Annotated in this window: 10 protein-coding genes, 4 tRNA genes and 1 pseudogene; 10 read left to right on the top strand and 5 right to left on the bottom strand. The window is 39.5% G+C overall.

The features are described from left to right. Window positions 1–81: 81 nt before the first annotated feature. Together gyrA and ycaO are read right to left on the bottom strand one after the other, a co-directional pair. On the bottom strand, window positions 82–2,727 hold the full coding sequence (gyrA, locus tag EL215_RS09545) for a DNA topoisomerase (ATP-hydrolyzing) subunit A (protein ID WP_126471769.1): 2,646 nt from the start codon (window positions 2,725–2,727) through the stop codon (window positions 82–84). A 153-nt stretch (window positions 2,728–2,880) separates the two neighbouring features. Continuing rightward, window positions 2,881–4,644, bottom strand: coding sequence for a 30S ribosomal protein S12 methylthiotransferase accessory factor YcaO (ycaO, locus tag EL215_RS09540; RefSeq protein WP_126471767.1), 1,764 nt, complete (start codon window positions 4,642–4,644; stop codon window positions 2,881–2,883). 179 nt (window positions 4,645–4,823) lie between these two features. On the opposite strand from ycaO, the gene EL215_RS09535 reads away from it, so the two are divergent. Beyond that, the gene (locus EL215_RS09535; RefSeq protein WP_049355357.1) at window positions 4,824–5,162 is read left to right on the top strand and encodes a YegP family protein; all 339 of its coding nucleotides are present in this window, start codon (window positions 4,824–4,826) and stop codon (window positions 5,160–5,162) included. Here EL215_RS09535 and EL215_RS09530 read toward each other — a convergent pair whose 3' ends face one another. Further along, the gene (locus EL215_RS09530) at window positions 5,163–5,879 is read right to left on the bottom strand and encodes a class I SAM-dependent methyltransferase (RefSeq protein WP_164757080.1); all 717 of its coding nucleotides are present in this window, start codon (window positions 5,877–5,879) and stop codon (window positions 5,163–5,165) included. Between the two features lie 10 nt (window positions 5,880–5,889). Between EL215_RS09530 and gloB the strand changes: the two genes are divergently transcribed. The 7 genes and pseudogenes from gloB (at window position 5,890) to EL215_RS09495 (ending at window position 9,289) form a co-directional block, all read left to right on the top strand. Then, complete coding sequence (gene gloB / locus EL215_RS09525) at window positions 5,890–6,591, top strand: hydroxyacylglutathione hydrolase (protein ID WP_126471763.1); 702 nt, start codon at window positions 5,890–5,892, stop codon at window positions 6,589–6,591. 135 nt (window positions 6,592–6,726) lie between these two features. After that, window positions 6,727–8,048 (top strand): annotated as a pseudogene (hemA, locus tag EL215_RS09520) (glutamyl-tRNA reductase). Further along, window positions 8,032–8,775 carry a phosphodiester glycosidase family protein gene (locus EL215_RS09515; RefSeq protein ID WP_126471761.1) on the top strand — a complete coding sequence of 248 codons (744 nt, stop codon included), beginning with the start codon at window positions 8,032–8,034 and terminating at the stop codon, window positions 8,773–8,775. Before hemA ends, EL215_RS09515 begins: the two are co-directional and overlap by 17 nt. A gap of 123 nt (window positions 8,776–8,898) precedes the next feature. Next, window positions 8,899–8,975 (top strand) — tRNA-Met (locus tag EL215_RS09510). A gap of 5 nt (window positions 8,976–8,980) precedes the next feature. Then, window positions 8,981–9,065: transfer RNA gene (locus EL215_RS09505), tRNA-Leu, on the top strand. Window positions 9,066–9,092: 27 nt separating this feature from the next. After that, window positions 9,093–9,167: transfer RNA gene (locus EL215_RS09500), tRNA-Gln, on the top strand. A gap of 47 nt (window positions 9,168–9,214) precedes the next feature. Continuing rightward, window positions 9,215–9,289 (top strand) — tRNA-Gln (locus EL215_RS09495). A gap of 76 nt (window positions 9,290–9,365) precedes the next feature. On the opposite strand, the gene EL215_RS09490 is transcribed toward EL215_RS09495, so the two are convergent. Then, window positions 9,366–9,782: a hypothetical protein gene (locus EL215_RS09490; RefSeq protein WP_126471759.1), complete on the bottom strand. Its 417-nt coding sequence runs from the start codon at window positions 9,780–9,782 to the stop codon at window positions 9,366–9,368. Window positions 9,783–9,845: 63 nt separating this feature from the next. Next, window positions 9,846–11,429: a peptide chain release factor 3 gene (prfC, locus tag EL215_RS09485; RefSeq protein WP_126471757.1), complete on the bottom strand. Its 1,584-nt coding sequence runs from the start codon at window positions 11,427–11,429 to the stop codon at window positions 9,846–9,848. A 221-nt stretch (window positions 11,430–11,650) separates the two neighbouring features. Here prfC and EL215_RS09480 point away from each other — a divergent pair, with 221 nt between their 5' ends. Next, window positions 11,651–12,511: a phosphoribosylaminoimidazolesuccinocarboxamide synthase gene (locus tag EL215_RS09480; RefSeq protein ID WP_126471755.1), complete on the top strand. Its 861-nt coding sequence runs from the start codon at window positions 11,651–11,653 to the stop codon at window positions 12,509–12,511. A 71-nt stretch (window positions 12,512–12,582) separates the two neighbouring features. Continuing rightward, a complete protein-coding gene (locus EL215_RS09475; protein WP_126471753.1) occupies window positions 12,583–13,413 on the top strand; it encodes an SDR family oxidoreductase in 831 nt (276 codons plus the stop codon). The last annotated feature ends 42 nt before the right edge of the window (window positions 13,414–13,455 follow it).

Raw genomic sequence — 13,455 nt, 5'->3', positions numbered from 1 at the left:
TCCCTAAAAGAGATTTTTAGATAACAATAAAAAAGCCCCGCGTGTTAAAACGCGGGGCTTTTATTTATTGGAAGAGATTATTTATTCTTCAGAAGTTACATCTTCAGTGCCTTCGTCTTCATCATCCACATCACAAACACGTTCAAGACTGACTACGTGCTCATCTTCTGCGGTACGAATTAAACGAACTCCTTGGGTATTACGACCAACGATACTTACTTCACTTACACGAGTACGCACTAAGGTACCTGCATCGGTAATAAGCATAATTTGGTCGGTTTCTTCTACTTGTGTCGCTGCAACGACTTTACCGTTACGTGCGCTCACTTTAATCGAAATCACCCCTTTAGTATTACGGGATTTGGTTGGGTATTCGCTTAGTTGGGTTCGTTTACCATAACCGTTTTGCGTTGCGGTAAGGATTGCACCATCATTTTTCGGCACAACTAAGGATACGACTTTATCGATATTGAGATCGAGTGTTTCTTCTGCATTATCGTCAGAAACATCTTCAATTTCGACCGCACTTTCATCGTCAGCGATGTCATTAGTAAGGGCAAGTTTAATACCGCGTACACCTGTTGCTAAACGACCCATTGCACGGACTGCACTTTCAGCAAAACGCACCACGCGACCTTGTGAAGAGAACAACATGATTTCGTTAGAACCGTCAGTGATATCCACACCGATTAATTCATCTTCATCACGTAAGTTCAAGGCGATGATACCGCTTGAACGTGGACGGCTGAATTCGGTTAGCGCAATTTTCTTCACAATACCGCCAGCGGTTGCCATGATGACGAATTTATCTTCTTCATAAGCAGAGATTGGCAAGATTGCGGTGATACGCTCGTTTTCTTGTAACGGTAGAATATTGACAATTGGGCGACCACGCGCACCACGGCTGGCTTGTGGTAATTGATAGACTTTCAACCAATATAAGCGACCACGGCTAGAGAAGCAGAGAATCGTATCGTGAGTATTCGCGACTAAGAGTTTTTCGATGAAGTCTTCATCTTTCATCTTCGTTGCAGATTTACCTTTACCACCACGACGTTGTGCTTCGTAGTCAGTAAGTGGTTGATATTTCACATAACCTTCGTGAGAAAGGGTCACAACCACATCTTCTTGAGCGATTAGATCTTCTAAATCAATGTCACCAGAAGCCGCAGTAATTTCAGTACGACGTTCATCGGCGAATTGTGCACGTACTTGTTCAAGTTCTTCACGAATCACTTCCATCAAGCGTTCAGGGCTATTGATGATGTGGAGAAGTTCTGCAATTTTAACCAATAACTCTTTGTATTCATTGATCACTTCTTCGGTAGCAAGACCGGTTAAACGATGTAAGCGAAGTTCTAAGATTGCATCAACTTGTTCTGGAGAAAGGTAGTAATCAGAACCTTGAATACCAAATTCAGCGGCTAATTCAGCTGGGCGTGCCGCTGCATCAAGTAAGCCTAAGATCTCACTGTTGAGTTTCCAAGGGCGAGAAATTAATTTTTCTGCTGCTTCTTTACGCTCTTTCGATTGACGGATGATGTCGATGATTTCATCGATATTTGATGTTGCAACCGCTAAACCTTCTAAAATATGGGTACGCTCGCGGGCTTTACGCAATTCAAATAAAGAACGGCGAATCACCACTTCGCGACGGTGCATCACAAAGGCTTCAATGATTTGTTTTAAGTTGAATAAACGTGGTTGACCGTGATCTAAGGCCACCATGTTGATCCCGAAGGTCACCTGCATTTGGGTAAGCGCATAAAGGTGATTTAATACGACTTCGCCTACGGCATCGCGTTTGATGTCGATTTCAATGCGGATACCTTCTTTGTTAGAAAGGTCGATAATATTGCTGATGCCTTCGACTTTTTTATCTTTGATAAGCTCAGCAATTTTTTCTACTAATTTTGCTTTGTTCACTTGATAAGGCAATTCGGTCACAATGATTTGCTCTTTGCCTTTATCTGTGGTTTCTACGCTAGCACGCGCGCGAACATACACTTTGCCGCGCCCCGTGCGATAAGCTTCTTCAATCCCTTTATGGCCATTAATTAATGCCGCTGTTGGGAAATCTGGGCCAGGAATATATTGCATTAATTCATCAATGGTGATGTTTTCGTTATCAATATAAGCCAAGCAACCATCTAAAACTTCATTTAAGTTGTGTGGTGGAATGTTCGTTGCCATCCCCACCGCAATACCAGAAGAACCGTTTGCTAAAAGTGCAGGAATTCGGGTTGGCAATACATCTGGAATCATTAATTCGCCATCATAGTTTGGCGAGAAATTCACGGTTTCTTTATCCAAGTCAGTTAATAACGCTTGGGTGATTTTTTGCATACGGACTTCGGTATAACGCATTGCCGCTGGTGCGTCACCGTCGATTGAACCGAAGTTACCTTGCCCATCCACCAACATGTAGCGCAATGAGAATGGCTGTGCCATACGCACAATGGTGTCATACACCGCAGAATCACCGTGAGGGTGATATTTACCGATTACATCACCTACCACACGGGCAGATTTTACGTATTTTTTGCCAGCAGTGATGCCAGATTGATCCATGGAGAAAAGCACACGTCGATGCACTGGTTTTAAACCGTCACGCACATCAGGCAAAGCACGCCCAACAATCACCGACATGGCGTAGTCAAGGTAAGAAGATTTGAGCTCTTCTTCAATATTGACTGGAGTAATAGAGGAATGGATTGAATCCGTCATTTTTATTCCTTTTTTGATCAAAAAATTGTGACAAATTATAGCATAAATTTAAGCATTTTTGTGTGAAAAGTGCGGTTGATTTTAAAGCAGTTTTTTAATGTAGAAATAAATAAGGCAGACATGAAGTCCGCCTTATGATTGAGAGAAAATTGTCTATTTCCAATTTTCTCGTTTGGCTTTTTGTAATTTCGCATAAGTACCAAGTAAAGCTTGGTGTTCTTTGAAGTTTTCAAGCGTTTCATCGCTGGCTGGCAAGTTATAGAACGGGTTACCTTTTTCTGCTACTGCCGCCCAAGCTCGTTGAACGGCTTCTTTGCCATACATTCTTTCAAATACAGTGCGATATTGTTGTGGATCGCGAGTACTGTCTAAATGCAATTCAATGATGCTGATTAAGGCACGATAGTAATTTGCACGCTCAGGCGTAAACACAGAGCTATTCATATTCATCGTCCAGTTTGCCCAATCTAAGGCTAATTCTAATTCACCTAATGCTAAGTAAAGCATGGATTTAAGTTCACCAACACGTAATGTTGTCCAACCGCTTGCTTTTGGTGCAACGATACCGATAAATTCGCGAACGCGTGTGGCATCGTCAATATCTTGCTCATCTAATTCTGCTAATAATTCTTCATAAGTTTCAGTATCATGATGATGGTGTGGCAGATCCAATAAGATCTCACGCCAGTCCATACCCATATTATTATTGGCATAAATGAGGTCATCAGCAGGATAGATATCAGACATGCCTGGTACGATAATGCGGCAAGCGTAAACGTCTAAATGGTTGTAATCCATGATATAGACTTCTTTTTCTTCCGCCTTAAAGATTGCCATCAAGTTTTCATATTCTTCTTGCGTTGAACCTGAGAAATCCCAATCTACAAATTTATAATCTGGCGTATTTTTGAATAAATCCCAAGAAATTAAACCGCTAGAATCAATAAAGTGTGTTTCAAGGTTAGCATGCTCCGCCACATCATCATTATTGAATGATGGAGGCGAGAATACATCGAGATCTTTTAAGCTGCGACCTTGTAAAAGCTCCGTTACGGTACGCTCTAATGCCACTTGAAAGTTTGGATGTGCACCAAAAGAAGCAAAGCAAGTGCCGTTATTTGGGTTAAGCAACACAACACAAATGACAGGATATTTGCCACCTAGTGACGCATCAAAGGCATAAATAGGGAAGCCTTCTTCCTCTAATTTTGCAATAGAAGCTTGAATAGATGGATAGTGATCCATCACAGATTTTGGAATTTCAGGAAGACTGATGGCTTCTGCAATAATGCGATTTTTTACATAACGCTCAAAGACCTCTGAAAGCCCTTGCACACGTGCTTCATTTTTTGTGTTACCCGCGGACATCCCGTTAGAAACGTATAAATTCGCAATGATACTTTGTGGAATATAGACGGTTTCTTGATCGGATTGGCGCACATAAGGCATCGCGACAATACCGCGATCGTAATTACCGGATTGTAGATCCACAAGCAATTCTGGGGTTAGTTCTTGATTTGGATCGAAATAATCCCATAAGTCATCATCTAAAATCCCTAGTGGCAAAAGGTCTTCATCTTCAATAGAAAACCATTTTTCAGTGGGATAATGGACGAAATCACCATTAGCAATCTCTTGTCCTAAATAGAAATCAGCAAAGAAATAGTTGGTGGAAAGACGCTCGAAATATTCACCTAATGCAGATGCTAACGCAGCTTTTTTGCTTGCACCTTTGCCGTTAGAAAAACATTGTGGGCAATCCTTATCACGAATATGTACAGACCAGACATTTGGCACAGGATTAAGCCAAGAGGCTTCTTCGATATTGAAACCAAGTGCGGTCAATTTTTGTTGAAATTTTGAAATACTGTCTTCAAGTGCGGCATCTTTGCCGAGAATAAATGTTTGTTCGGTCATAATTGTTCCTGTTGTAAAAAGTTCCCGCATCATAGGGGAGTTTAGTGGGCTAATCAAGCATAAAATTTATACGCTTTAGCTCTTGTTTTCCTTTATTTTTAAGGGTAAATTAGCCTGGTGCAGAAAGGCATTTTCTGTGTAGGTAAAATTATAAACAAATCAATCAATTGGGAGACATCATGGCTCAAGGATTTTATGAATTAAAAGTGGCTAAAGACGGACAATTTATGTTCAACTTAAAAGCTGCAAACGGACAAGTTATTTTAACTAGCGAACTTTATAAAACAAAAGCATCAGCTGAAAACGGTATTGCTTCAGTGCAAAAAAATGGTGTGGATGCGAAAAACTTTGAATATCGCGTAGCGAAAAATGACAAACCTTACTTCATTTTAAAAGCGGCTAACCACCAAGAAATTGGCCGTAGCCAATATTATTCTTCTCAAGCTGCAGCAGAAAAGGGCGTTGAGTCAGTTATTAATAACGCATCTTCTGCAGTAATCAAAGAAGTCACAGAATAATTATTCTGTTCTTATTTCTTTAAATGCACCTGCCGGCTCTAAAAACGCCGGCATTTTTGATCGCGCTTTCTCTGGATTTAGTGTTAAAGGATAAGTTCGTTTTTGGGCGACGATGACCGTGAGCGGAGAGCAGAGCGTGCTCTTTTCTTGTTTTATGGATAGTCTTTCTTCTGCAATCACATCAAAGTTTAATAATGATAACCAATCAATGACTCGCCAAGTGGCATATTGTCGGAATTTAAACTCACCTAATTTGGATTTGAAAAGTAATGGACTCATCGGATTAAATAATGTGATGAACATCCAGCCGTCATCCTTTAAAACACGATGTGCTTCACGCAATATTTGGTGAGGATCTTGTGCAAAATTTAAGACGTTCGCCAGCAAGCAAGCATCTATTTCTTTTTCAATAAAAGGCAACGCTAATGGCGAGGCTTGAATCAAACTATCACTTTCATTTAAAAGTGCGGTAGGAAAATGCGCTGTTTTTTCAGCTAACACAATTTGATGACGTAAAGGCAAGTCAAAGGCAATTTCGCCACTTAATGCACCGACTTTCAGAATTTGATAGCCTAAAATTTTTGGTGTCCATTGGGCAAAATAATGTGTTAATACGTTACAATAGGCTTCACCTTGTGGTAACACTTGCCAACTTTCAGGTGAAAGAAGTGGTTTATGCCATTTGGCTTTCCAATTCAATGTTAATCCTATTTTCATAAGGTAATTTATGCTAGTTCCTATTCCTGCACTCAATGATAACTATATTTGGCTTTATAGACGAGAAAATTTCCCCGTAATTGTGATCGATATCCCAGAAATAACCCGTTTAATTCCGTATTTAGAATCGAATAAGTTAGACGTAGAAGCGGTGTTATTAACCCATAATCACGATGATCATGTGCAAGGTGTCGCGGAGTTTAAGCAGTATTATCCCAATGTGCCTGTTTTCGGTCCAACAGAATGTGCAAATAAAGGGGCAACCAATATCGTGGATAGTGGTGTGATTAATACGGCACATTATCATATTGAAGTTTTGCCAAGCGGTGGTCATACGGCAGGGCATGTCAGTTATTTGGTGGATGGGCATCTATTTTGCGGTGATGCGTTATTTTCTGGTGGTTGTGGACGCGTATTCACGGGAAATTTTGCTCAAATGTTTGAATCTATGCAACGTTTTAACCAATTACCAGATGAAACCGTGGTTTGCCCGGCTCATGAATATACGCTGGGCAATTTAGCTTTTGCGGAAACCGTATTGACAGATAAAAGTGCGATTGAAAATCAACGTGTTTTAGTGGAGCGTTATCGGGCAGAGGGCAAGCCGAGTTTGCCGACAACAATTGGATTAGAGAAACAAATTAACCCGTTTTTACAAGCAAAAAATTTAGACGAATTTACACAATGGCGTTTAGCTAAAGATAAGTTTTAACTCGTTTTAGTTATTTATTTGAGTTTTTTCTCTTGAAATTTGCTCAATTCTCAACAATTCATTAAAATAGCGAAACTTTTACTTTCTACTTAAGCCGCCTATTCATAAAAGTGCGGTTGTTTTTATTAGGTTTTTATGACCCTTCTTGTTCTTGGCATTAATCATAAAACAGCTTCTGTTGCTGTTCGTGAGAAAGTCGCTTTTTCTGAAGAAAAGCGGCAGCTTGCCTTACAACAAATTCACCAACAAGATTTGGCAGAAAGTGCGGTTATTCTTTCTACCTGTAACCGTACAGAGATTTATCTTCACCATCGTCAAATTTCACCCCAAGAGTGTAAGCAATGGCAAACGAACTGTACAAATTGGTTTGCTAATATTCATCAGCTTTCTGTCGATGAATTAAATAAGAGTATTTACACACATCAAAATCAACAAGCAGCAAATCATTTAATGCGAGTAGCCTGTGGTTTGGATTCATTAATTTTGGGTGAGCCGCAAATTTTAGGACAGGTGAAACAAGCGTTCCAAATCAGTGAAGATTATTATCAAGCGGCGAATATTCCGCTTTCAAGCACGCTTTCTCGTTTGTTCCAAAAAACCTTTGCTACAGCAAAACGTGTACGCACTGAAACCAATATTGGTGAAAGCGCTGTATCGGTGGCTTATGCAGCTTGTAGTTTGGCACGTCAAATTTTTGAATCTTTACGTGAATTACAAATTTTGCTCGTTGGGGCAGGGGAAACCATTGAATTGGTAAGCCGTCATTTATTACGCCATGGTGTAAAAAATTGATGATTGCTAACCGCACTTTATCTCGCGCTGAACAGTTGGTGGAAAACTTAGCATCTAATACACCGATAGAAGTGTATTCTCTCGATGAGTTGCAAACACCACTAAATCAAGCGGATATTGTTATCAGCTCAACAGGCAGTCCGAATGTTTTAATCACCAAAGCAATGGCTGAAATTGCGGAAAAAGCACGCCAATTTAAACCGACTTTGATGGTGGATATTGCGGTGCCGCGTGATATTGATGAAAACGTCTCGGAATTAGAAAGTGTGTATCATTACACCGTAGATGATTTGCAAGATATTATTCAACGCAATCTTTCTCAACGTGAGCAAGCATCAGAGCAAGCGCAAGACATCATTACACAAGAATGCACGGATTTCTTCGAGTGGTTGAAGGTTCATCAGTTCTCTAATTTGATTCGTCATTATCGTGATGAGGCGGAGAATACTCGACAAGAATTACTCGAAAAAGCCTTACACCAAATTCAACAAGGTGAGAATGCTGAAAAAATTTTGCAAGAATTAAGTTATAAATTAATGAATAAACTCATTCATGCACCAACCCAAACCATGCAAGCCATGATGAAATCCGGTAATGCGGAAGGTTTGCATGCCTTTTCCAATGCTTTGCATTTAACCCATCCTTTAAATGAAAAAAACGATTAGATTTTTGACCGCACTTTTAGGTGGCTTATCGCTATTGATGAGTGTATCAGCCCTAGCAGAATATCGAACCTTTAATGATGGCAATATTACTTACGGGATTTTCCAAGCTAAACCTGAAGAAGTTCAGCTACATTGGAAGGATGCTGAAGGTAACGATTATCAAAGTTTAACGCGTCTCAAAAATGCCTTAGAAGATAGCTATAACGTAAAAATGATCATGAATGCGGGTATTTATAGCATGAATAATGTACCTGCAGGGTTATGGATTGAGCAAGGAAAAGAGCTCAATGCGTTAAATACAAAAGCAGGCAAAGGTAATTTCCATGTGCAGCCTAATGGGGTATTCGCCATTGCTGGAAATAAACCCTACATTTTAACAACCGCCGCGTATCAGAAAAGCAAACTCAAACCAGATTTTGCGTTGCAATCAGGCCCGATGTTAATTATTCATGGAAAAATGAATCCACAATTTCGAGCAAGCCTAGAAAGCTATCATAAGCGTAATGCAGTGTGTTTGACAAAACAAAATGAATTACTTTTCTTGATGACGATAAAAGGTGAGTCTAACCTTTATACCTTAAGCCAAGGTTTGCTGAAAATAGGTTGTCATGACGCCTTATATCTTGATGGAACAATATCTAATTGGTACATTCCAGGGCAATTTAACACCTTGCATTGGAAGCGTTTTGTTGGAATGATCTCCGTTCTTGATGTGAACAAAAAATAGCAAAAGCGTTTTATTTATAATCAACTAAATCAAAAAATCCGTTTTTTGCAAAAAAATGATTGACGAGAATAGGTCAAATCAGGATAATACGCCCCGCAAAGCCGATAAGGTAAAGCAAATGATGGCTACATAGCTCAGTTGGTTAGAGCACAACACTCATAATGTTGGGGTCGCAAGTTCGAATCTCGCTGTAGCCACCAAGTTTGCGGGACTGGCGAAATTGGTAGACGCACCAGATTTAGGTTCTGGCGCCGAGAGGTGTGTGGGTTCAAGTCCCTCGTCCCGCACCATTTATCAGCTTGCAGTCAAATAGTAGTTGGGGTATCGCCAAGCGGTAAGGCACCGGGTTTTGATCTCGGCATCCCTAGGTTCGAATCCTAGTACCCCAGCCATACTATCTAAATAAAATCTTCTTTATTTCCAATCAAAGAATTTCAGTTGGGGTATCGCCAAGCGGTAAGGCACCGGGTTTTGATCTCGGCATCCCTAGGTTCGAATCCTAGTACCCCAGCCATCTTATTTTTCAATTTCTTTTGTATAAAAAATGCGATTAAATTTAACCGCACTTTGTTTTATTTTTGTTTAAAATATTATTTACACATTCTCTCGATAAGTTTTGCTTCTAATCGGCGATGAAACCATGGTGTTGTATCAAATTCACTACCTTGTCCCAGTAAGCCAAGATCAAAAGTGTCTTCATCGACGTATGGACCAGACTTATCTCCTATTCCATCCATGTATTCTTCGCCAAGATCGTAAAAGCCAAGCAAATTCTTATTAAGATCAAACACAAAAACTGTGGCACGATAACCCAAATTAAGTGAAAACCCATTAGGAATGAAACCTGCACAAACAGAAATATTACGCTTGAATTTTGGAAAACTGTGGTTTACACAATGATTAGTCGAGTTCATCGAATATTCCATATCTCGACAAACATTACGCCATCGCCAGCTGAATGCAACAACTAGTATAAGAACGATACAGATGAAGTGTCGTTTTTTCATTTTATTTCTCATAAAGTGCGGTACTTAATTCACTATAAATTTTGACCGCACTTCGTATTGCAATTAATGTTCCCTTGTTTTAAAGAAGGTCACATCAGGATAACGTTCTTGTGCAAGGTTTAGGTTTACCATAGTCGGTGCGATATAAGTGAGATTATCCCCACCATCTAATGCTAGGTTTTGCTCATTTTTACGTTTGAATTCTTCAAATTTTTTGTTATCCGCACATTCCACCCAACGAGCCGTTGCGACGTTGACAGTTTCGTAAATGGCTTCAACGTTATATTCAGATTTCAAACGCGAAACAACCACGTCAAACTGTAATACACCGACCGCGCCAACAATCAAATCATTATTGCTTAATGGACGGAATACTTGCACAGCACCTTCTTCAGAAAGTTGTACTAAGCCTTTCAACAATTGTTTTTGTTTAAGAGGATCTTTCAAACGAATGCGACGGAATAATTCAGGGGCAAAGTTTGGAATACCGGTAAATTTCAGATCTTCACCTTGTGTGAAGGTATCGCCAATTTGAATTGTGCCATGATTGTGTAAGCCGATAATATCGCCAGCATAGGCTTCATCAGCATGAGTACGATCTCCTGCCATAAAGGTGAGCGCATCGGAAATAACCACATCTTTACCAATACGCACGTGTTTAAGTTTCATGCCTTTTTCATATTTGCCAGAAACTACACGAAGAAAAGCCACGCGGTCACGGTGTTTTGGATCCATATTGGCTTGGATTTTAAACACGAAACCGCTGAATTTTTCTTCTTCTGCTGAAACTTTACGAGTATCTGCTTGGCGAGCTTGTGGTGCAGGCGCCCATTCGGTTAAACCATCCAAGAAATGATCGACGCCAAAGTTACCTAATGCAGTACCGAAAAAGACTGGCGTCAATTCACCACTTAAGAATAAATCCAAATCAAATTCATTACTTGCACCTTTTACTAGCTCTAATTCATCACGCAGTTGTTGGGCTAAGTCATCACCTACGGCAGCGTCTAATTCTGGACTATTTAAGCCTTTCACGATTCGTACTTCTTGAATAGTCGAGCCTTGTCCACTTTGATAAAGATAGGTTTCATCTTTATATAAATGATAAACCCCTTTAAATAATTTACCGCAACCAATCGGCCAAGTAATCGGTGCACAATGGATTTTTAATACGCTTTCCACTTCATCTAATAATTCCATTGGATCGCGAATATCACGGTCAAGTTTATTCATGAAAGTGATAATTGGCGTATCTCGTAAGCGAGTAACTTCCATTAATTTGATTGTACGTTCCTCAACCCCTTTTGCCGAGTCGATAACCATTAAGCAGCTATCCACAGCCGTCAAAGTGCGGTAGGTATCTTCCGAGAAATCCTCATGCCCCGGTGTATCCAATAAATTCACTAAGCACTCATTGTAAGGGAATTGCATCACGGAAGTCGTAATGGAAATACCACGTTGTTTTTCCATTTCCATCCAGTCAGATTTTGCATGCTGTGCAGAGCCTTTACCTTTAACAGAGCCCGCTTTTTGAATGGCATTGCCGTATAACAATACTTTTTCGGTGATGGTGGTTTTACCTGCGTCAGGGCGGGAAATAATCGCAAATGTGCGACGTTTATTCACTTCTTCTAATGGATAACTCATTTGTCTTGTTTCTTCTGTTTTAAATAATGCTGTATTGTCGCTGATTTTCAGATTGAGCTCAAATTAAATTGTTTTTCTTTTGTTATCTATAGCTTATTTAGGTGTATGACTTTGTAACTTCTTTTCTTTAAAAAGTTTTGACAAAAAAAAGCAAACGTTTGCGCAAAAAATGAGGTATAATACGTGCCGATTTTTTATTCTTATAATAAAAGGTGCAAACAATGACACAACTTAGTCTAAAAAAAATCTATTCGGGAAAAGTGCGTGATCTTTATGAGATCGATGATAAACGGATGTTAATGGTAGCCAGTGACCGTTTGTCTGCATTTGATGTGATTTTAGATGATCCTATTCCACGCAAAGGTGAAATTCTGACTCAAATTTCCAATTTTTGGTTCAATAAGTTAGCCCATATTATGCCGAATCATTTTACAGGCGATTCAGTTTATGATGTGTTACCAAAAGAAGAAGCTGATTCAGTAAAAGATAGAGCAGTGGTTTGCAAACGTTTGAATCCAATTAAAATTGAGTCTATCGTGCGTGGTTATTTAACGGGGAGTGGGCTAAAAGATTATAAGCAAACGGGTACCATTTGTGGTTTGAAATTGCCAGAAGGATTAGTTGAGGCAAGTAAATTACCAGAGCCGATTTTCACACCATCAAGTAAAGAAGAAGTAGGCAATCACGATATCAATATCAGCTATGAAGAATGTGAAAAAGCAATTGGCGCAGAGTTAGCGGCACAAGTGAGAGAAAAAGCGATTGCGCTTTATACTGAGGCTGCCAAATATGCGCTGACTAAAGGGATTATTATTTGTGATACCAAATTTGAATTCGGTTTAGATGAAAATGGCACACTTACTTTAATGGATGAGGTATTAACACCAGATTCTAGTCGTTTTTGGTCAGTTGATACTTATAAAGAAGGAACAAATCCGCCCTCATTTGATAAGCAATTTGTACGAGATTGGTTAGAGCAAAGTGGTTGGAATAAACAACCGCCAGCGCCTAAAGTACCAAAAGAAGTGATTGAAAAAACAGTTGCTAAATATCAAGAGGCGTTGGATTTATTAACAAAATAACATTAACAATATCCCTGCTATGCTTTAGAATAGCAGGGATTTTTGCGGATAAAATTTGTGAATAAAAGAAAATGAAATCTGTTGCGATAGTTGGTTTAGGTTGGTTAGGTTTACCGCTGGCGCAACACTTAAAAAAACTCGGTTGGCGTGTAAAAGGCTCAAAACAATCCTTAGCGGATGCTCAACGATTGCATCGGTTAGGCATTGAAGCTTATCCTTTTTCTTTTTCAGAAAAAATGAATAGTTTGCCTGATAATATTCAATCTCTTTTTGATGTGGATGCCCTCATTATCACCTTACCACCTAGTCGTTTTTCTTCTCAACAGTATTGTGAACATCTTGCTTTTTTAGCTAATCAAGCAAAAAAACAAGGTGTACAGCACTTGATTTTTACCAGTTCAACTTCTGTTTTTCCTGATATATCGGGACAATTCGATGAAAGTTCTCAACCTTCAGCTGAAACAGAAATTGGCAAAACACTGATAAAAGCCGAGCAGTGCTTGTTCCAATCAGAAATATCTCATTGCGATATTCTTCGACTTGCAGGATTAATTGGTAAACAACGCCATCCGGTTAAATTTTTAGCAGGAAAACGCAATTTAAAACAGGGCAATTCACCTGTTAATTTGGTGCATCTTGAAGATTGCATTCAAGCTATTACTGCCTTACTTATAAATCCAAATGGATTGCGAACTTACCATCTTTGCGCCCCAATTCATCCTACTCGAGAAGAATATTACACAAAAGCAGCTGCATGTTATGATTTATTCACACCACAATTTGAATGTAGTGATTCGGATCCTAAACGAATCATTATGGCAGATAAAATTTGTCGAGATTTAGGCTTCGCTTATCGTTATCCAAATCCCGATGATATGTTAGAAAAGCGCAGTGATTTTTGACCGCACTTTTTAAAGACTCACTCACCATAACCACAATGAAGG

This window comes from Haemophilus parainfluenzae, assembly GCF_900638025.1.
GTDB classification, from domain to species: domain Bacteria; phylum Pseudomonadota; class Gammaproteobacteria; order Enterobacterales; family Pasteurellaceae; genus Haemophilus_D; species Haemophilus_D parainfluenzae_J.
This window is presented reverse-complemented; position numbering and strand designations above follow the sequence as displayed.